Source organism: Sulfitobacter aestuariivivens (genome assembly GCF_014763045.1).
Lineage (GTDB): Bacteria > Pseudomonadota > Alphaproteobacteria > Rhodobacterales > Rhodobacteraceae > Sulfitobacter > Sulfitobacter aestuariivivens.
Genome location: NZ_JACTAG010000001.1, coordinates 958068 through 975348 on the forward strand (window position 1 = coordinate 958068; position 17281 = coordinate 975348).

A 17281-nucleotide genomic window follows, 5' to 3' on the forward strand; every position below is an offset into this window, starting at 1 on the left:
GGACCTATCCCGCGACCATGTGGAGTGCTTTGACCAGTTTCGCAGGGTCGAAGGGTTTGACGATCCATCCGGTTGCGCCTGCCATGCGGGCGCGCTCTTTCAACTGTGGGGCGGCCTCGGTGGTCAGCACGAGGATCGGCGTGGTGCGGTGCTGGTCGGTTCCGCGCACGGCGTCGATGAACCCAAAACCATCCAACCGTGGCATGTTGATATCGGTGATGATCGCATCGGGTTGCAGCCCTTCGAGCACTTCGATCCCATGCACGCCGTCCTCTGCGGTGTGGACATCGAATCCTTCGGGAAGCAAGGCCAGGCGGATGACATCGCGCATTGTTGGGCTGTCATCTACGGCGAGTATTTCAAGTGTCATTGCACCCCTCCGTGATCCGTTCCGGGGTCAGGCCCATCACGCTGAATTGCCTGAGCAGAGTGTCGCTGACGTTGCTGAGCGACAGGCGCCGGTTGGTCGCGCGCAAGTGAACACCGGCGGCAATCAAGACCTGTGCGCACAGGGCACCAACCTGCGATACGTGCGTCAGGTCCACCTCAACGTCGACATCATTTGCCGCCGATATCTGCGCGTAAAGTGCGGGAACGGCTGTGAGGTCCAGCTTTCCCTGAGGGGCGATGACGCTATGCATCTGATAGACAAGGGGCGGTCAGCGGGTTGATGGACACAGGCAGCACTCCGATTGTGGGGTTCTGCCTGTCTAGGCCGGGGGATGTTAAGACCGGGTTACCTGCCTTGCATTTCATCCCGTGCGGCTGGCCTTGGACAAAACAAAAAAGGCCGCTCAATCGAGAGCGGCCCTTGTCTGTTCTGTCTGTCGTGGCGCGCTTTAACCGCGGCGACGACGTCCGCCAGTGCGGCCCGCACGACCGCGGCCCTCGTGACCTGCTTTGGGCGCGACCTTGTTGAATTCGATCCATGCCGATCCGTGTGGATCGCGGTCAAAGAGGAAGTTGGCGGCGCGGATGGCTTCCATTTCCTTGCCCGCACGCGCCTTGGTGGAACCCATGCCGAACATCTGCACAAAGGTCTCGTCGTCCATACCGTCGGGGATCATGATACCGGCTGCAATCACTTCGGCCTTCTTTTCCTCGATCCGCTTGGCGTTCACAGGCAGGGCAACCGGATTCATGATCGCAGATGTCATCCCGGCGCCCATCGCCATAGGCAAAAAGGCGTTATTGATGCCGTGGCGGTTGGGCAAGCCGAAAGAGATGTTCGATGCGCCACAGGTCGTGTTCACGCCCAGTTCCTCGCGCAGGCGGCGTACGAGGGTAAAGACCTGATGACCGGCGGTCGCCATGGCACCGATGGGCATGACCAGCGGGTCCACGACGATGTCATGGGCCGGAATACCGAAATCAGCGGCGCGTTCCACAATCTTTTTGGCGACAGCAAAGCGCACGTCGGGGTCTTCGGAAATACCGGTGTCATCATTGGAGATGGCCACCACCGGCACATTGTATTTTTTGACCAGCGGCAGCACCATTTCCAGCCGTTCTTCTTCGCCGGTAACAGAGTTCAGCAGGGGGCGCCCTTCGGCGGCGGCCAGACCGTTTTCCAGTGCGCCGGGAACAGAGCTGTCGATGCATAGGGGCACATCGGTTATTGCCTGTACCTTTTCAACCAGTTCCCGCATCAGGGGCGGTTCAACAAAGTTGTTGTCGGCATAACGCGGGTCTTCGGCCATCTTGTTGGAAAAGACCGCACCTGAGTTGATGTCAAGGATGTTCGCCCCGGCAGCGACCTGCGCAAGCGCATCCGCCTCAACACGGCTGAAATCGCCGCGCTCAAGCTCTTCTGACAGGATCTTGCGGCCTGTGGGGTTGATCCGTTCGCCGATGACACAGAAAGGCTGGTCAAAGCCGATGATCGCGGTCTTGGTTTTGGATTCGACAACAGTTCTGGTCATGATGGGTCCTAAAGGCTTGCGTTTGCAGGGACGGTAGAGGCGCCGCCGTTTTCGATTGCCCAATTGGCATTGGTTTTGATGCCGCCCAGCGGGAAGAAGTGAACGTGGCTGATATTGAAATCGGGGTTTGCGGCCTTGTGGGCGGCTAGTTCTGCGACAACCTCGGTCGGCTCGTATGGCAAGAGCAGCTTGGTCACATCCATCGCGCGCTTTTGCAGAACTTTCAACGACGGGCCAACACCGCAGGCGATGGCGAATTTGATCAGGGTCTGCAGCTTGGCCGGGCCTGCAATCCCGATGTGTACGGGCAGAGTGATACCTGCATCCCTCAGGCCATCAGCCCAGGCGATGATCGGCTTGGCCTCAAAGGCGAACTGCGTGGCGATGGCCATTTCTGCGTCTGTCCGGGTCTGGAAATCGTTCTTCCATTTCAGCGCTGCATCCACGTTGGCAGTCCCTGTGGCGTCGATGTCGCGGTTGCCTTCGGGGTGACCTGCAACGTGCAGACGCTTGAAGCCCGCGTCGTCAAAGAGACCCGTTTCCATCAACTGCATGGAGTCGCTGAATTCGCCGTGCGGTTCAGCCACGCCACCGGCGAGCAGCAATGCCTGGTTTACGTCCGCTTCGCCTTGGTACATGGCGATCCAATTGGCGAGCGTCGCGCGGTCCTTGATAATACGCGCGGGAAAGTGCGGCATGACCTTGTAGCCATCTGTATTGAGGCGCTTTGCCGTTGCGACCATGTCTTCGATGGGCGTGCCTTCGATGTGGGCGATATAGACGCGGGTGGCCTCGGGCAGCAGATCGCGAAAGTTCTCCACCTTTTCGGCGGTCCGGGGCATCACTTCGATCGAGTAATCCTTGAGGAATGCTTCGACCTGGGGGCTGTTTGCCGGCGCGGCGGGCGCGTCTTTGCGGCGGAAATTCAGCAGGGACATGATGTTATCCTTGAGAGAGGGCACGGGCGTTTACGCCCAGCCGTCGTTGTCGATAAGGGTCTTGATCCGGGTCTTGTCGTATTCTGCGTCCAGGCGGGCGGCTTCGGCGTCAGCGACGGCATCTGCGTCACCCTCGACCACGTAAGGGTCTGCTTTGCGAAAACCCGACATATAGGCATCGCTGTCGGCGGCACCCACCTTCATGGCGGCGCGGTCAATGGCCTGTTCGAACCGTTCGGGCAAGGGGCGTTTGGAGCCGCGACGGCCCTTGCCCACGATCACCTGCGCGGGGATATCGCGCCAGTATACGATTGTAACGTCCACCATGATCTGATTCCTCCCTCAGCCTTGCCGCTGTCTACGCGGTGCGCTCCTGAAAACACTGCCGGTTTTCGACACCATGCGCCCTGTGAGCGACCTTGGTGTTTCTTAACGCGCATGCCGGGGTCGGGCGAGGGGCGCTGGCCCCCATAATTTTCACGATGATTGTGAGTGCGACCCTGATCCTGTGCATCGGCAGGGTCTGCCGCGATGCAAGCCCTCCGGGTCGTTCCGATCACAGTGCCGCGGGAATATACGCGCGCAATCAAGGCGCGTTGACTTTGCACCGCCAAATTGGGCACGCTTGATTCAGCTCTGACGAAGACCAAGGTTGATCGTTGTTGTTTGATGGTTGTTGAGTTGAACTGCCCGCTTATCGTCTGGCCTATGTGCCCCTGCCCAAGGCCGCTTGCACAACGATCAAACACGTCTTCTCCCAGATTGACCCCCATTTTGACACCAAGGCGGCCGCACTTGCATTCGAGGGAACAGAGCTGTTGCACCATGTTTACCGGACAAAGCGGTTCAACGCGAATGACTGGCAACGCTATGCCACCGGATGGCATCGGTTCTGCATAATCCGTGACCCGCTGGCGCGCGTCCTGTCATGCTATACCAATCGGGTTGTTGCCCACCGCGACCTGCACAAAAGCCCACGGTTGCGTACGCAAAAGCCGGATTTGCCAATGGATCCGGACCCCGATTTCTTTTTCGCACATATCGGCGACTATGCATCGAACGCGTCAGTCATCCGCCACCATGTATTGCCCGTGGATCGGTTTTTGGGCATTCGACATGCGCAATACGATCAGGTGTACCGCATCGAAGAACTGGATGCGTGCATCACTTTTCTAGAAGCGCGGGCCTACCGGAAGGTGACGCGCGAGGTGCGCAATTCGAGCACCACGAAGCTGTCGATTGATGATCTGTCAGGCGCTACCAAAAAGCATCTCTCGGCGTTCCTGGCGCAGGAATACCGCGATCTGGCGCCGTGGTACGACAATCCGTTTTTATGACGATCGTGCTTGCGCGAACGCGCGCGGCGCAATAGCTTGATCTCAACTCGATATGAAAGGCGCGAAAGATGGCGCCAAAGCGTCCCCAAGGTGCGGGCGCGCTCGATAAGGACAAAAAGCCGGCTCTGAGCCCCGCGCCAGTTCCGTCCAGATCGTCCGAGCTGTATGCGGCCCTCGATCTGGGCACAAATAGCTGCCGTATGTTGATCGCCCAGCCCAAGGGCAGTGGTTTTCATGTGGTCGACAGTTTTTCCAAGTCCGTCCAGCTGGGCGCGGGGCTGGAAAAGACCGGGCGATTGTCGCGCGGATCGATGACGCGCACCATTCAGGCCCTTCGGATTTGTCAGCAGAAACTCAGACGCAACAAGGTGCGCCAGATGCGACTTGTGGCGACCGAGGCATGTCGGCGGGCGCTGAACGGGGATGAGTTTATGAAGCGCGTGACCCGGGAGACCGGGCTGCGGCTGGACATCATCACGCCCGAGGAAGAGGCGCAACTGGCGGTGATTTCATGCGCGCCGCTGGTCAGCGAGAAGACCGAGAACTTGCTGGTGGTCGACATTGGCGGAGGATCGACAGAACTGGTCTGGATCGATGTCTCAAAGGTACCACGCAAAGACCGCACACAGGCGATCATGCGTCTGCACACAGGGTTCAAGCAGGCCAAGACTGACCTGCCTGCGGCAAAGGTCGTCGATTGGATCAGTGTGCCACTGGGGGTCGCGACCCTGCGCGATCAGTTCAATGATGTGGAGGACGATGCGGCGCGCTTTGCCCTGATGAGCTGGTTTTTTGAGGAAAACCTTACCGACTTCACCCCTTACCAATCCGCCCAACCGCAGGAACGGTTTCAGATCGTCGGGACTTCGGGCACCGTCACCACGGTAGCTGCCAGCCATCTGGGGCTGCGGCGTTATGACCGGACAAAGGTCGACGGGTTGCGCATGACATCAGACCAGATCGACAAGGTCATTCATTCCTATTTGGCGATGGGCCCCGGCGGCCGGCGTGTCGATCCGCGCATCGGTCAGGATCGGTCCGCGCTGATCATGTCGGGGGCAGCCATCCTTCAGGCGTTGATGCGATGCTGGCCCACGGACCGGCTGAGCGTCGCAGATCGCGGTCTGCGCGAGGGGCTGCTCTATGCGCAGATGACCGAAGACGGCGTGTTGGAGCAGGGGCCCTATTGAGGCGAGTTTTCCGTGACCACGCAGGTGCCGCCCGACGACTAGCAGGTCGCCTGTCGTAACGATCAGGCGCAGCAGGACGTGCCTTGCTGGATCGGCGGGCAGGGCACGGTGGCGTAAGAGCAATAAACGCAGCAGTCACCCTTTTGCGGTTTGAGGACGGTGTGGCAGGCGTTGCACTCGTAAAACCACTGGCATGCATCCGTCGGCATCACTTCCGTCTCTGCATGGCCGCAGCATGGACATGTGAGGGTAGAGTGTAGGATTACCGGTGTTTCTTCTGTCGCCATGGCCCATATCCTGTCAGCAATAGAACGCCCGTCAACGCGGGTCGCAGAACCGCACAGCTATAAAGTACCGTCAATGTCCGGGTAAGGCCAACGTCGATCCGCGCAATGGGCAAAAGCGGTGTGAAAGACCCTGGGGCAGAAGTGACACCACCATCGACGCCGAGGGCAAGAAATTTGGCATCTACGCCCACAGGGTACACGAGATGACAAAAATTGCGGCGCGATAAAGCGCGTCGTACGCAGGGCTGATCCGTCAGTGTGACGGTGGGACAGTCACATCCCGACGCCAATTCGGGGCAGCCGGAGCCCGGCCTCTGGCGAAATGCGCTGCATCTGCTTATGTCTGCCCCAACCAATGCAAGGCAATACCATGGCCAAGACACCCACCGGCAAAAATACTTCGGGGCGCGGACAGCGCGATCTGAAGGTCAAAGTGAAATCCGCCCGCGGGCGCAAGCTAAGCTCGACCCGTTGGTTGCAGCGGCAGCTAAACGATCCATACGTCAAACGCGCGCAGGCCGAAGGTTATCGCGGTCGCGCGGCCTACAAGATCATGGAACTGGATGACAAATACCGCTTTCTGGTGCCGGGCGCGCGCGTCGTGGATCTGGGATGTGCGCCGGGGGGCTGGTGTCAGGTGGCAGTCAAGCGCTGCAATGTGCTGGGCGACAAGGGCGGCAAGGCGCAGGGCACCATTCTGGGGATTGACCTGCAAGAAATGGAGCCGATTGCGGGCTGCGACCTCTATCAGCTGGATTTCATGGAGGATGACGCCGACCTCAAGGTCAAGGAGTGGCTAGGTGGTAAGGCCGATGTGGTGATGTCGGACATGGCTGCGTCGTCCTCCGGGCACAAGCAGACCGACCACCTGCGCATCATCGCGCTGTGCGAGGCCGCAGCCTATTTCGCCTTCGATGTGCTGGAGGAGGGCGGCACCTTCGTTGCGAAGGTGCTTGCGGGCGGCGCAGAGGGAGATCTTCAGAAGATCCTCAAGCAGCGCTTTGAAAAAGTGGGGAACATAAAACCCCCCGCAAGCCGCGCCGACAGTTCCGAGAAGTTCGTCGTGGCGACGGGGTTTCGCGGCTGACAACCCCTTGCTATTTCAGGGCATTGTGAGACAATGGCGGTGTCTCGGGGGGGATTTGAATGACGGAACAGACCACGTCGCCGCGCTTGCGCGGCACGGTTGCCGATATCCTTGCTGCTGAAACGGTCCAGGCCGCATGGAACAGCTGTGCCGACGGGCTGGAGAGGCTGGGGTTCATCAACCTGCTCTATGGCGCGACCCGGGTTCCCACTTGGGGCATCATCGGAGATGGACAGGATGCGCTGATCCTGTATCGGGGGCCACAGGCCTATGCTGATGTCTACCTGGGCGAGGAGCTGTACCTCAATTCACCCACCTACCAATGGGCAGAGCATCACGAGGGGTTTGTCAGTTGGGCAGACGCTGTGACGCAAAATGGCGCGATCCCCACGCCAGAGCAGCTGAAGATCGTGCAGCTCAATATCGAACATGATTGTCTTGCCGGTTTTGTCGGCAGTCTCAACCATATCGTCCCGGGCATGCGCGGTGTGATCGGGTTAAGCCCCGGTCGCAAGATGATGCAACCTCAGGCAGACGCGCTTTGGGCCGAGGTTGGCAAGGATGTGGAAGTGCTGTGCCAGCTTCTGCACCTGCGGGTCGCGTCGCTGCCGCAGACCCCGCAGCGCCGCCCGCTCACCAGCCGCCAGCGCGAGGCGCTGTCATGGTGCGCGCAGGGAAAGACCATGCAGGATGTGGCCACGATCATGAATCTCAGCATTGCAACAGTTGAAAAGCACCTGCGGTTGGCCCGCGAAGCACTGGATGCGCAGACCACTGCCCATGCTGTTCAAAAGGCCACGTCGCTTAACTTGTTGGTCGGCGCGATCTGAGTCGAAACGTCGATGCGATGGCCGAATGCGGCCGGGGCACACGCAAAGAGGCAATGGCGTCGCGCTTCAGGGCCTGCACAAGATCGTGCGAATTCGGCTCACTCAGGCGCGGCTGCGCCAAACGGGTCGACGTGATCTCGGCCTGATGGGATTGTCTGAGCAATTCGAACATCCGCGCATGACGGGCATCCAATGATATGATGTCGTGTTTCATGATCCCAAGTTGCCCTTTCAATAGGGCGTGGCTGAGGCATCAGAGCGGCAATTGAACGACAGATGACAATTGGACGCCGCTGTCTGGAAAAGACCGCGCTGGCGTTTCAATGTTCCAAAAATATGCATCTAAACAGTGCATTATGAGAGCCACACTTGCGTTCAACACTATGGTTGTCAGACCAGGCCACAGACCACGCAGAAGGCGTCTAATACAGCGACACCACAGGCGCGCTGGCGGAGAGACAGGGATTCGAACCCTGGGTAGGCTTGCACCCACAACGGTTTTCGAGACCGCCCCGTTCGACCACTCCGGCACCTCTCCGCGGGGGTCTGAGGCGCTCGTTTAGGGTCATTTAGGATGCGGGGCAAGAGGACAATCGCGCAATGGCAGGCTCACACGGGAAATTTGATTGCCCCTGCGCCGGGATGACCTAAGCTTGCAAGCAACCCCATTCATCAAGGAGAAATCATGCCTCAACTGTTCCGGACCCCGCTTGTCGGTTTGTGCCTGTCATTGGCCTTCGTTGTGCTCAGTGCCATGCAACCGGCACATGCGGCGGCAGATCGTACCAAGGTTGAGGCTTTTCTGGAGGTCACCGGCTTTGATGTCGCACTTGAAAGCATCCGGCTTTCAGCCGATTCAGCCCCAGCCATGCTGGGCATTCAGGCGGATGCCTTCGGGTCGGAATGGTCCCGCCTCGTGGGTGAGGTTTTTGCCACCGAAACCATGCATGAGATGGCAATTGATATTCTCAGCCAAACGCTGACCGAAGAGCTGTTGAGCCATGCGGCCGATTTTTACGCGAGTGATCTGGGCGTGCGGCTGGTCGCCGTCGAGAACAAGTCACATATGGAAGAAGACGACGCGAATAAGACCGAAACAGGCGAGGCGATCATCGCCGGGTTGGTGCGTATCGGCAGCCCGCGAGTGGAGATCCTCAATCGGCTGAATAGCGCCTCAAGCACCGAAGACAACGCCGTACGCGCCATTCAGGAGGTGCAGGTGCGGTTCCTGATGACGGCGGCGGCAGCAGGGGTGATAGAATTGCAGATGGACGAGGCCGACCTGCGCGCGTCGATGCGCAGTCAGGAGGGCGAAATGCGGCGGGCGATCCAGGCAAATGCGCTGGCCGGATCTGCCTATACCTATCAGGCCTTTTCCGATGACGAGGTCGCGGCCTATGCCGAGGCGCTTGAGCATCCCAAGATGCGCCGCGTCTATGAATTGATGAACGCGGTGCAATACGAGATCATGGCCAATCGGTTCGAGGCAGTCGCGCGCCGCCTTGCGGGCATGCAGCCAAGTCAGGACCTCTAGTGCGCGCGCGTGTCCTCTGGCCGCTTATCGCGGTTCTGACTTTGGCGCAGCCCGTGTGGGCGGATGCGCGGATGACCATCCTCATCGATTTTCTCAGGCTGGAAGAAGCCGCACAGATTCTGGCGGATGAGGGCAAGCTGCAGGCAGAGGAGTTGCAGCAGGAAATGCTGGATGGCCACGGCGGCCCGTTCTGGACCCTGCAGGTGAATTCCATTTATCGCAGTACGCTGATGGTTGAAGCCGTGCGCGCGTCCTTGGAGCAGTCCCTGAATGCGCCCGACCTGGAAGAAGCGATTGCCTTTTATGGCTCTGAGCTGGGACAAAGAATTGTTACTTTGGAAAACGCAGCGCGTGCCGCGATTATTGATAAGGCCGTCGAAGCCGCTGCGCGCGCGCGCTACACCGCCCTGACCGGTGAGGATGATCCGCGTCTCGCGCTGATCATCGCCTTTGCCGAAACCGGGGACATGATTAACCGTAATGTCACCTCATCCATGAATTCCAGCTACCAGTTCATGCGGGGCATGGCCGAAGGCGGCGCGCTTGAGATGTCGGAGGATGAAATACTGTCGGATGTTGCCGCCGATCTGGACGACATTCGCACCGATACCGAAGAATGGCTTTATGGCTATTTCCTGATGGCCTACAACCCGCTGAGCGATGAGGATTTGCGCCGTTACATTGCCTTTAGTGAAGGCCGGGCAGGGCAGGCGTTGAACCGTGGCCTTTTCGATGGTTTTGGTCAGGCATACGAGACGATATCCTACGTTTTGGGCCAGTCCGTGGCACGCGCCATGCTGGCCGAAGAATTGTAGCCAAATGCGCTTGACATAAAGGGCGCAACCCCCGATAAGCCCGCATCCCGGCGGGTATCCGCATTCGGGATAGATATGTAATGACGCCCCAACGGGCGCGCTGTTCGAGGTGGCCCAGTGGCCAAAACGCCCCATCAGGGGGACCACAGGACGCGGTAAAATAAAGGAAGACGCAATGTTTGCGGTCATCAAGACTGGCGGTAAGCAATATAAAGTAGCCTCCGGCGATATGCTGCGGGTGGAACGTATTGCGGCAGATGCCGGTGAAACTGTTCTTTTTAACGAAGTTCTGATGCTTGGCGGTGACAGCCCCAAGGTCGGTGCGCCGCTGGTGGACGATGCCGGTGTCGAGGCCGAAGTGGTCGACCAGATCAAAGGTGAAAAGGTCATCAACTTCGTCAAGCGCCGCCGCAAGCACAGCTCGAAGCGCACCAAGGGCCACCGTCAGAAGCTGACATTGGTCAAGATCGGCGATATCCTCGCCTCCGGCGCTGGCAAGTCCAAGGCCAAAGCCGCAATGGGCACAGGGTCCGTTTCCGCCTCTATCGTGGCGGCCATGGAAGAGCGCTATACCATGAACCGTGGTGATCAGGCGGAGATGAAAAAGCGCGTGGCCACTGGTGAGGCACCTGAAAAGTCAGCCAAGCCCGTAAAAGCCAAGAAGGCAGAGGCCCCTGCAAAGGCTGAAAAGCCTGCTGAGGAAAAGAAAGCTGCACCCAAAGCCAAGAAGGCAGATGCGGGCGCGGACGATCTGAAAGAACTCAGCGGTGTAGGCCCGGCACTTGAGAAAAAGCTGCATGCAGCGGGTGTCACAACCTTTGCGCAGATCGCGGCGTGGACTGAGGCCGATGTGGCCGACATGGACGAGAAACTGTCTTTCAAAGGCCGGATCGAGCGTGAAGGCTGGGTCGCACAGGCTCAAGAAAAGACAAAAGGCTAAGGAGAGACCAAATGGCACATAAAAAAGCAGGCGGCTCATCCCGTAACGGGCGCGACTCAGCTGGTCGTCGTCTTGGCGTGAAAAAGTATGGCGGCGAAGCTGTCATCCCCGGCAACATCATCGTGCGCCAGCGCGGCACCAAGTTTTGGCCCGCCAACGGCGTCGGCATGGGCAAGGATCACACGATCTTTGCCACGGTTGAGGGTTCCGTTACCTTTCACAAGGGCCTGAAAAACCGCACCTTTATCTCGGTTCTGCCACAGGCGGAGGCCGCTGAATAAGCCCTTCCCCGATAGGTTTGAGAAAATTCAGGGATCGGCGGAAACGCCGGTCCTTTTTCATTTTTGAAAGACGGTCCCATGACTGAGACCATCCATACCAGGCGGCTTACCCTCAGGCCGATCGCCCCCGACGATGCGCCGCAGATCACGGCGCTGATCGGGGATTATGATGTTGCGCGGTGGCTGACGCTGGTGCCGCATCCCTATGCGCTGTCGGACGCACAAACGTTCATTTCAAACATCCGCAACCTTGGACAGCATTGGGCCATTGTTGCGGATGCGTCGTTGATAGGTGTCGTCTCTATCAGGTCCGAACTGGGGTATTGGCTTGGCAAGCCATATTGGGGCCGGGGCTACATGACCGAAGCCGCGAGCGCGGTGGTGTCGGACCACTTTGACGAGACAAGCGCGCCGTTGAATTCGGGGTTCCATCTTGGCAACGCGGCTTCGGCGCAGGTGTTGCGCAAGCTTGGCTTTGTGGCGGGCGGAACGCGGACGGCTTTCTCAAGCGCATCGAAAGAAGAGGTCACCATTCAGGAAATGACGCTGACCCGTGCCGATTGGCAGGCACGGCCATGAGCATCGCCCTTGCCCCCCTCATCGTCTTTGCGGCCTCCCAGATTGGCACGCCCGGTCCGGCCAACATGGCGCTGCTGGCTACCGGCGCGCGCTTTGGCTTTCGCGCGGCACTGCCCTTTGTCGCGGGCGTGGCACTGGGCAAGCAGCTGATCATCTGGCCTATCGGCTTTGGCCTGATGGAACTGGCTGACCGGGTGCCGATGCTGTTCGAGGTGCTGAAATACGTCGCGGCTGCCTATATCTGCTGGCTTGCCTGGAAGGTCGCCAATCTGCGGCTGAGACCCGGGCAGGGCGCGGCCAAGGCGCCAGGGTTCGCTGCCGGGTTGATCGTGCATCCGCTCAATCCCAAGGCCTGGGCCATGATCGTGGGCAGTTTCACGGCGTTTGTCGCCCCACAAACGCCAGCTTTGCTTGCTACGGCCACAATTGCGGCCGTGTTGCTGAGCTGCCAGATCATCATGCATCCCATCTGGACACTTGCGGGTGATCGAATTGCCAAAACCGTGGCGGGAACGGCCGCGGAACCTTATCTGATGTGGACATTGGCGGCGCTGACCGTGGCCTCTGTGCTCTTTGTTTTGTTCGGAGGAGGAACATGACGATGCAAATGCAACAAATCGTAAACCAGCCGGTGATCGAGACCGAACGCTTTGATCTGCGCCCCTTGCGGCGCTCTGATCAGGGGCTGATCGAGATGTATGCCGGGGACGCGCGGGTTGCCAAAAACACCACCACAATTCCGCATCCTTTGCCGCCCGGTGTGGTCGAGGCCCTTATTTTGCGGGCGGTTGCCGAAGCGCGCGACGAAGATGTCTGGGCCATGGACGGCACCAAATCAGACGGCGGGGAAGTCATGGGGCTGATTTCGCTTACGCGGCTGGACCGCAATCAGTGTGAAGTGGGCTATTGGGTCGCTCCGGCGTTCTGGAACACGCATCTGGCGAGTGATGCCGTGGCAGCACTGGTTCAGGCCAATCCGCTGGGCAATGACGCGATGTTTGGCACGGTCTTTCAGGACAACCCGGCCTCAGCGCGGGTGCTGACCAATGCGGGCTTTGTCTATCTGGGGGACGCGGAAAGCTATTGTGTGGCGCGCGATGCCGCCGTACCTACCTGGACGTACAGCTGCAAACTTGTCGCGTGATCAGAAAGCGGACCGATGAAATTTCTTGATCTGTGCAAAGTCTATATCCGCTCCGGCGCAGGCGGGGGCGGCTGCGTGTCGTTCCGGCGCGAAAAGTACATCGAATACGGTGGGCCTGATGGCGGCGACGGCGGCACAGGCGGGACGGTCTGGGCTGAGGCGGTCGACGGGCTGAATACGCTGATCGATTTTCGCTATCAGCAGCATTTCTTTGCCAAGAACGGTCAGCCTGGCATGGGCAAACAGCGCACCGGTAAGGATGGCGACGATATCGTGCTAAAGGTACCTGTGGGCACAGAAATTCTGGACGAAGATCAGGAAACGGTGATTGCTGATTTGACCGAAGTCGGCCAGCGCGTGAAGCTTGCACGCGGGGGCAACGGCGGATTTGGCAACCTGCATTTCAAGTCGGCGACCAATCAGGCGCCGCGTCGTTCTAATCCCGGGCAGGATGGGGTGGAACGCACGCTGTGGCTGCGTTTGAAGCTGATTGCGGATGTGGGTCTGCTTGGGCTGCCCAATGCGGGCAAGTCGACGTTTCTCGCAGCCACGTCCAACGCGCGTCCAAAAATTGCGGATTATCCCTTTACCACGCTGCATCCCAATCTGGGCGTTGTCGGCGTGGACAACGTCGAATTTGTGGTCGCTGACATTCCGGGCCTGATCGAGGGTGCCTCAGAAGGGCGCGGTTTGGGTGATCTGTTTCTGGGACATGTGGAGCGGTGTGCCGTGCTGTTACATCTGGTCGATGGCACGTCCCAGACGATTGCCGAGGATTACCAAACCATCATTACGGAACTTGAGGCCTATGGCGGGGATCTGGCCGAAAAGCCGCGTGTGACCGTCTTGAACAAAGTTGATGCGCTGGATGAAGAAGAACGCATAACCGCCTCCGCTGAATTGGAAAAGGCGAGCGGTAGATCGGTAATGTTGATGTCGGGTGTGGCGCGTGAAGGGGTGACCGAAGTGCTGCGTGCCCTGCGCGCGCAGATTGACGAAGACCGTGTGCGTCACCGCCCGCAAGAAGACGTGGCACCATGGCAACCCTGAGCACAGCCAGACGGTTGGTGATCAAGATCGGGTCCGCCCTGTTGGTGGACCGCAAGACGGGCGCGCTGCGCTCTGACTGGCTTCAGGGCTTGGCGGCGGATGTGGCAGAACTCAAGGGGCAGGGGACAGACGTTGTGCTGGTGTCCTCGGGTTCGATCGCGCTGGGGCGCGGCGTGCTGGGCCTGCCTGCGGAAACCTTGGCGCTGGAGCAGTCGCAAGCGGCAGCAGCCGTCGGGCAGATCCGCCTTGCGCGCGCGTATGAAGAGGCGCTCGCCCCGCATGACATCACAACAGCGCAAGTGCTTGTCACGCTTGAAGATTCAGCAAACCGTCGGCGGTATCTCAACAGCCGCGCCACGCTTGAGCAGCTGCTGGGCTTTGGGGCGGTGCCCATCGTCAATGAGAACGATACCGTGGCCACAGACGAGATCCGGTTTGGTGACAATGATCGGCTGGCCGCACAGATTGCTGTCACGGTGGGGGCAGACATGCTGGTGCTGTTGTCTGATGTGGATGGATTTTATTCCGCCAATCCCGCTGATGACGCTGCTGCACGGCGGTTCGACACAATCGATGAAATCACGCCCGAGATCGAGGCGATGGCCGGAGATGCCGGATCGGGTCTGTCAAAGGGCGGCATGAAAACCAAGCTGATGGCGGCCAAGACGGCCACCGCAGCAGGCTGCGCCATGGTGATTACGGAAGGCACGGCCACACGGCCTTTGAAAGCGTTGGAAGACGGGGCAAACGCCACCTGGTTTACCGCGCAGAGCGACCCGCAAGCCGCCCGCAAACGCTGGATTGCGGCGATCAAACCGCGCGGTAGCGTGACGCTTGATGATGGGGCTGTGGCCGCCCTGAAACGCGGAAAGTCGCTGTTGCCTGCGGGCGTGAGCGCCGTCGCGGGGCCATTTGGTCGCGGTGACAGCATTGCCTTGCATGACGCGCAGGGCCGCGCCATCGGCTATGGTCTGACGCGGTACTCTTCAGCGGAAGCGGAACTGATCGCAGGCCACCAATCGGCGGAGATTGAAGCATTGCTGGGATATCCCGGCCGGGCCGCTTTGATCCACCGCGATGATATGGCACTTTAGGCGTCACCAAAAGGACCACGGACCATGAAAGATCTTGAAAACATTCCTGCGCTGATGTCCGACATCGGTTCCCGCGCCAAAGCCGCTGCCGCCACCCTCGCAACCGCCCCGTCAACGCGCAAGAAAGCTGCGTTGGTCGGTGCGGCTGAGGCCGTCTGGTCAAGGCGTGCCGAAATTCTGGAGGCCAATGAAAAGGACCTTGCGTACGGGCGGGACAAGGGGCTGAGCGACGCGATGATGGACCGCCTGATGCTGGACGAGGGGCGCATACAGGGCATGGTCGACGGATTGCGATCTGTGGCAGAACAGGACGATCCGGTGGGCGAGGTTCTTGCCGAATGGGACCAGCCATCGGGTTTGCATATCAAACGCGTGCGGACGCCGCTTGGCGTGATTGGCGTGATATACGAATCGCGCCCCAATGTTACGGCAGATGCCGGCGCGCTATGTCTGAAAGCGGGGAATGCGGTGATCCTGCGCGGCGGATCAGAAAGTTTTCATTCGTCGCAGGCGATCCACGCCTGTCTGCAACAGGGTCTGCACGATGCTGACCTGCCCGAAGATGCGGTGCAGCTTGTCCCGACGCGCGACCGCGCTGCGGTGAGCGAGATGCTTACGATGACGGAAACCATTGATGTCATCGTGCCGCGCGGCGGGAAAGGATTGGTGGGGCTGGTGCAGCGCGAGGCCCGTGTGCCGGTCTTTGCCCACCTGGACGGCATCGTGCATATCTACATTGATGCCGAGGCCGACCCCGAGAAGGTTTTGAAGGTCGTTCTCAACGCCAAAACGCGGCGCACAGGCATTTGCGGCGCTGCGGAGTGCCTGTTGATCCACGAGAAAGTTGCCGCAACCATCGGACAGGGTGTCATTCGGGCGTTGCTCAATGCCGGTGTTGAAGTTCGGGCCGACGATACGCTTGCCAGAATAGAGGGCACAAAGCACGCCGCTGATGACGATTGGGGTCGTGAATATCTGGACATGATCATCGCTGCGCGCACTGTTCCTGACATGGATGCGGCGATGGCACATATCCGAACGCACGGGTCCAACCACACCGATTGCATCATTACCGAAGACCCGCAGGCGGCGGCGCGGTTTATGACCACGCTTGATAGCGCCATTATCCTGCACAATGCCTCGACCCAGTTTGCGGATGGCGGAGAATTCGGGATGGGCGCCGAGATCGGGATCGCGACCGGCAAAATGCATGCGCGGGGCCCGGTGGGTGCAGCACAGCTGACCAGCTTCAAATATCTGGTAACAGGCGATGGCACGGTGCGGAGCTGACACTAGAACCGCAAGGTAAGTTTACGGTCGTCAGACATTACCTTAACCCGACGGCCATCCGCCCTTGCGAGAAGGGGCAGCAGGCCAAATTGAACCTGTGATGGTTGCAACAAATGCGGATCCGGTTCGCCTGTCAGGTGTTTCCATAAATCCGCGTGCTTGCTGATTTTGTCTGCTGAACCTTCAAGCGTCCATTCCATATCCTGTGCGGAAATCTGCGCGCGCCCGCCGTAGGGCATCGCCGTTTCCAGGCACAAGAGTCCCAGAAATGCCAGCCGCACTGCTGCGCGTGGCTGGGGCTCCGTCGGAGCCCATGTGATATCCAGCCTGCTTTTGTCATAGAGATCGCGCAGAATCGAAGAGACCTCGGCGGCACCTACCAGTTGATCACCGGCCGCGCCGAAAGCGATGCGGAAGAACCGGATGCGGGCACTGGCGTTGCCGACGCTTTCCCCGATCAGGGTCATCTCCGGCCCATCCAGATCGCCCGACATGCCCAACAGCTCCAACCCGTTGTTGATTGCGCCAATCGGCGATATCAGGTCATGACAGATACGACTGCCAACCAATGCGGAAAAGGCTGCGCTGCTGGCCGTCACAGGATGTACCGCACGCCGGAGGGGTTCCAATGGATGATCTCAATGCGCTTTTGACCCCCGGTATGCTGGTTCGCCACCCGGGCCGGCCCGAATGGGGTGTGGGCCAGGTTCAAAGCAACATTGACGGCAAGCTTACCGTAAACTTTCGCGACGAAGGCAAGATGGTGATTGACAGTTATCGCGTCGGGTTGGACCCCGTCTTTGGCAGGGATGTTGGGCGGCATTAGCATTACGTGTGTTTTTCCATTTAGATCAACCTAAGCGACTATAACCGATCACGCGGCTCAAGCAAGGATTGCGCTGGCAGGGCCAATTGCATATGAGGCTGCAAACCTACAGTTCTGATCCAAAGTTGAAGAGGCCA

At 59.4% G+C, this 17281-nt stretch carries 23 protein-coding genes and 1 tRNA gene; 15 read left to right on the forward strand and 9 right to left on the reverse strand.

The genetic code is table 11. The annotated features are described in order from the left end of the window. Nucleotides 1-4: 4 nt before the first annotated feature. The 5 genes from H9Q16_RS04735 to H9Q16_RS04755 form a co-directional block, all read right to left on the reverse strand. A complete protein-coding gene (locus H9Q16_RS04735) occupies nucleotides 5-370 on the reverse strand; it encodes a response regulator (RefSeq protein ID WP_191074196.1) in 366 nt (121 codons plus the stop codon). Continuing rightward, nucleotides 360-641 (reverse strand): STAS domain-containing protein, encoded by a 282-nt coding sequence (locus H9Q16_RS04740; RefSeq protein ID WP_191074197.1) that lies wholly within the window; start codon nucleotides 639-641, stop codon nucleotides 360-362. Before H9Q16_RS04740 ends, H9Q16_RS04735 begins: the two co-directional genes overlap by 11 nt. Before the next feature lie 198 nt (nucleotides 642-839). Continuing rightward, nucleotides 840-1922 carry a methyltetrahydrofolate cobalamin methyltransferase gene (locus tag H9Q16_RS04745; protein WP_191074198.1) on the reverse strand — a complete coding sequence of 361 codons (1083 nt, stop codon included), beginning with the start codon at nucleotides 1920-1922 and terminating at the stop codon, nucleotides 840-842. 8 nt (nucleotides 1923-1930) lie between these two features. Beyond that, nucleotides 1931-2860, reverse strand: coding sequence for a methylenetetrahydrofolate reductase (locus H9Q16_RS04750; RefSeq protein WP_191074199.1), 930 nt, complete (start codon nucleotides 2858-2860; stop codon nucleotides 1931-1933). Between the two features lie 30 nt (nucleotides 2861-2890). Further along, a complete protein-coding gene (locus H9Q16_RS04755) occupies nucleotides 2891-3187 on the reverse strand; it encodes a virulence factor (RefSeq protein WP_191074200.1) in 297 nt (98 codons plus the stop codon). Nucleotides 3188-3561: 374 nt separating this feature from the next. On the opposite strand from H9Q16_RS04755, the gene H9Q16_RS04760 reads away from it, so the two are divergent. Together H9Q16_RS04760 and H9Q16_RS04765 are read left to right on the forward strand one after the other, a co-directional pair. Then, nucleotides 3562-4197, forward strand: coding sequence for a sulfotransferase family 2 domain-containing protein (locus tag H9Q16_RS04760; RefSeq protein ID WP_281403115.1), 636 nt, complete (start codon nucleotides 3562-3564; stop codon nucleotides 4195-4197). Between the two features lie 68 nt (nucleotides 4198-4265). After that, nucleotides 4266-5387 (forward strand): Ppx/GppA phosphatase family protein, encoded by a 1122-nt coding sequence (locus H9Q16_RS04765; protein WP_191074202.1) that lies wholly within the window; start codon nucleotides 4266-4268, stop codon nucleotides 5385-5387. A gap of 62 nt (nucleotides 5388-5449) precedes the next feature. Here H9Q16_RS04765 and H9Q16_RS20580 read toward each other — a convergent pair whose 3' ends face one another. Then, entirely contained in the window at nucleotides 5450-5674 is a 225-nt protein-coding gene (locus H9Q16_RS20580; protein ID WP_246455466.1) for a GDCCVxC domain-containing (seleno)protein, read from the reverse strand. Nucleotides 5675-6044: 370 nt separating this feature from the next. Here H9Q16_RS20580 and H9Q16_RS04770 point away from each other — a divergent pair, with 370 nt between their 5' ends. Then, nucleotides 6045-6761 carry an RlmE family RNA methyltransferase gene (locus tag H9Q16_RS04770; protein WP_191074203.1) on the forward strand — a complete coding sequence of 239 codons (717 nt, stop codon included), beginning with the start codon at nucleotides 6045-6047 and terminating at the stop codon, nucleotides 6759-6761. 59 nt (nucleotides 6762-6820) lie between these two features. Beyond that, nucleotides 6821-7591 (forward strand): helix-turn-helix transcriptional regulator, encoded by a 771-nt coding sequence (locus H9Q16_RS04775; protein WP_191074204.1) that lies wholly within the window; start codon nucleotides 6821-6823, stop codon nucleotides 7589-7591. On the opposite strand, the gene H9Q16_RS04780 is transcribed toward H9Q16_RS04775, so the two are convergent. Together H9Q16_RS04780 and H9Q16_RS04785 are read right to left on the reverse strand one after the other, a co-directional pair. Then, on the reverse strand, nucleotides 7566-7805 hold the full coding sequence (locus tag H9Q16_RS04780) for a hypothetical protein (RefSeq protein WP_191074205.1): 240 nt from the start codon (nucleotides 7803-7805) through the stop codon (nucleotides 7566-7568). The genes H9Q16_RS04775 and H9Q16_RS04780 overlap by 26 nt on opposite strands. 234 nt (nucleotides 7806-8039) lie before the next feature. After that, nucleotides 8040-8129, reverse strand: a tRNA-Ser gene (locus H9Q16_RS04785). A gap of 147 nt (nucleotides 8130-8276) precedes the next feature. Between H9Q16_RS04785 and H9Q16_RS04790 the strand changes: the two genes are divergently transcribed. From H9Q16_RS04790 to H9Q16_RS04835, 10 genes are all read left to right on the forward strand, one after another. Beyond that, nucleotides 8277-9125 (forward strand): DUF2059 domain-containing protein, encoded by an 849-nt coding sequence (locus H9Q16_RS04790; protein ID WP_191074206.1) that lies wholly within the window; start codon nucleotides 8277-8279, stop codon nucleotides 9123-9125. After that, nucleotides 9125-9940 (forward strand): DUF2059 domain-containing protein, encoded by an 816-nt coding sequence (locus H9Q16_RS04795; protein WP_343067791.1) that lies wholly within the window; start codon nucleotides 9125-9127, stop codon nucleotides 9938-9940. Before H9Q16_RS04790 ends, H9Q16_RS04795 begins: the two co-directional genes overlap by 1 nt. 175 nt (nucleotides 9941-10115) lie before the next feature. Next, entirely contained in the window at nucleotides 10116-10880 is a 765-nt protein-coding gene (locus tag H9Q16_RS04800; RefSeq protein ID WP_191074207.1) for a 50S ribosomal protein L21, read from the forward strand. An 11-nt stretch (nucleotides 10881-10891) separates the two neighbouring features. Further along, the gene (gene rpmA / locus H9Q16_RS04805; RefSeq protein WP_191074208.1) at nucleotides 10892-11161 is read left to right on the forward strand and encodes a 50S ribosomal protein L27; all 270 of its coding nucleotides are present in this window, start codon (nucleotides 10892-10894) and stop codon (nucleotides 11159-11161) included. Nucleotides 11162-11239: 78 nt separating this feature from the next. Next, complete coding sequence (locus tag H9Q16_RS04810; protein WP_191074209.1) at nucleotides 11240-11740, forward strand: GNAT family N-acetyltransferase; 501 nt, start codon at nucleotides 11240-11242, stop codon at nucleotides 11738-11740. Continuing rightward, nucleotides 11737-12339: a LysE family translocator gene (locus tag H9Q16_RS04815; protein WP_191074210.1), complete on the forward strand. Its 603-nt coding sequence runs from the start codon at nucleotides 11737-11739 to the stop codon at nucleotides 12337-12339. Before H9Q16_RS04810 ends, H9Q16_RS04815 begins: the two co-directional genes overlap by 4 nt. Before the next feature lie 2 nt (nucleotides 12340-12341). Beyond that, entirely contained in the window at nucleotides 12342-12884 is a 543-nt protein-coding gene (locus tag H9Q16_RS04820; protein ID WP_191074211.1) for a GNAT family N-acetyltransferase, read from the forward strand. Nucleotides 12885-12899: 15 nt separating this feature from the next. After that, nucleotides 12900-13934, forward strand: coding sequence for a GTPase ObgE (gene obgE, locus H9Q16_RS04825; protein ID WP_191074212.1), 1035 nt, complete (start codon nucleotides 12900-12902; stop codon nucleotides 13932-13934). Beyond that, on the forward strand, nucleotides 13922-15028 hold the full coding sequence (proB, locus tag H9Q16_RS04830; RefSeq protein WP_191074213.1) for a glutamate 5-kinase: 1107 nt from the start codon (nucleotides 13922-13924) through the stop codon (nucleotides 15026-15028). The genes obgE and proB overlap by 13 nt, the downstream gene beginning before the upstream one ends. Before the next feature lie 24 nt (nucleotides 15029-15052). Further along, nucleotides 15053-16318 carry a glutamate-5-semialdehyde dehydrogenase gene (locus tag H9Q16_RS04835; protein WP_191074214.1) on the forward strand — a complete coding sequence of 422 codons (1266 nt, stop codon included), beginning with the start codon at nucleotides 15053-15055 and terminating at the stop codon, nucleotides 16316-16318. Between the two features lie 2 nt (nucleotides 16319-16320). On the opposite strand, the gene H9Q16_RS04840 is transcribed toward H9Q16_RS04835, so the two are convergent. Then, entirely contained in the window at nucleotides 16321-16917 is a 597-nt protein-coding gene (locus tag H9Q16_RS04840) for a histidine phosphotransferase family protein (RefSeq protein WP_386260117.1), read from the reverse strand. A gap of 29 nt (nucleotides 16918-16946) precedes the next feature. Between H9Q16_RS04840 and H9Q16_RS04845 the strand changes: the two genes are divergently transcribed. Further along, nucleotides 16947-17144, forward strand: a complete 198-nt coding sequence (locus H9Q16_RS04845) for a DUF3553 domain-containing protein (RefSeq protein ID WP_191074215.1) — start codon at nucleotides 16947-16949, stop codon at nucleotides 17142-17144. Nucleotides 17145-17281: the final 137 nt, after the last annotated feature.

Excerpts from the sequence above, each read along its gene's own strand:
- H9Q16_RS04735 (WP_191074196.1), bottom strand. The coding sequence starts at position 370 with ATGACACTTGAAATACTCGCCGTAGATGACAGCCCAACAATGCGCGAT.
- H9Q16_RS04740 (WP_191074197.1), bottom strand. The coding sequence starts at position 641 with ATGCATAGCGTCATCGCCCCTCAGGGAAAGCTGGACCTCACAGCCGTT.
- H9Q16_RS04745 (WP_191074198.1), bottom strand. The coding sequence starts at position 1,922 with ATGACCAGAACTGTTGTCGAATCCAAAACCAAGACCGCGATCATCGGC.
- H9Q16_RS04750 (WP_191074199.1), bottom strand. The coding sequence starts at position 2,860 with ATGTCCCTGCTGAATTTCCGCCGCAAAGACGCGCCCGCCGCGCCGGCA.
- H9Q16_RS04755 (WP_191074200.1), bottom strand. The coding sequence starts at position 3,187 with ATGGTGGACGTTACAATCGTATACTGGCGCGATATCCCCGCGCAGGTG.
- H9Q16_RS04765 (WP_191074202.1), top strand. The coding sequence starts at position 4,266 with ATGGCGCCAAAGCGTCCCCAAGGTGCGGGCGCGCTCGATAAGGACAAA.
- H9Q16_RS20580 (WP_246455466.1), bottom strand. The coding sequence starts at position 5,674 with ATGGCGACAGAAGAAACACCGGTAATCCTACACTCTACCCTCACATGT.
- H9Q16_RS04770 (WP_191074203.1), top strand. The coding sequence starts at position 6,045 with ATGGCCAAGACACCCACCGGCAAAAATACTTCGGGGCGCGGACAGCGC.
- H9Q16_RS04775 (WP_191074204.1), top strand. The coding sequence starts at position 6,821 with ATGACGGAACAGACCACGTCGCCGCGCTTGCGCGGCACGGTTGCCGAT.
- H9Q16_RS04780 (WP_191074205.1), bottom strand. The coding sequence starts at position 7,805 with ATGAAACACGACATCATATCATTGGATGCCCGTCATGCGCGGATGTTC.
- H9Q16_RS04790 (WP_191074206.1), top strand. The coding sequence starts at position 8,277 with ATGCCTCAACTGTTCCGGACCCCGCTTGTCGGTTTGTGCCTGTCATTG.
- H9Q16_RS04800 (WP_191074207.1), top strand. The coding sequence starts at position 10,116 with ATGTTTGCGGTCATCAAGACTGGCGGTAAGCAATATAAAGTAGCCTCC.
- rpmA (WP_191074208.1), top strand. The coding sequence starts at position 10,892 with ATGGCACATAAAAAAGCAGGCGGCTCATCCCGTAACGGGCGCGACTCA.
- H9Q16_RS04810 (WP_191074209.1), top strand. The coding sequence starts at position 11,240 with ATGACTGAGACCATCCATACCAGGCGGCTTACCCTCAGGCCGATCGCC.
- H9Q16_RS04815 (WP_191074210.1), top strand. The coding sequence starts at position 11,737 with ATGAGCATCGCCCTTGCCCCCCTCATCGTCTTTGCGGCCTCCCAGATT.
- H9Q16_RS04820 (WP_191074211.1), top strand. The coding sequence starts at position 12,342 with ATGCAAATGCAACAAATCGTAAACCAGCCGGTGATCGAGACCGAACGC.
- obgE (WP_191074212.1), top strand. The coding sequence starts at position 12,900 with ATGAAATTTCTTGATCTGTGCAAAGTCTATATCCGCTCCGGCGCAGGC.
- proB (WP_191074213.1), top strand. The coding sequence starts at position 13,922 with ATGGCAACCCTGAGCACAGCCAGACGGTTGGTGATCAAGATCGGGTCC.
- H9Q16_RS04835 (WP_191074214.1), top strand. The coding sequence starts at position 15,053 with ATGAAAGATCTTGAAAACATTCCTGCGCTGATGTCCGACATCGGTTCC.
- H9Q16_RS04845 (WP_191074215.1), top strand. The coding sequence starts at position 16,947 with ATGGATGATCTCAATGCGCTTTTGACCCCCGGTATGCTGGTTCGCCAC.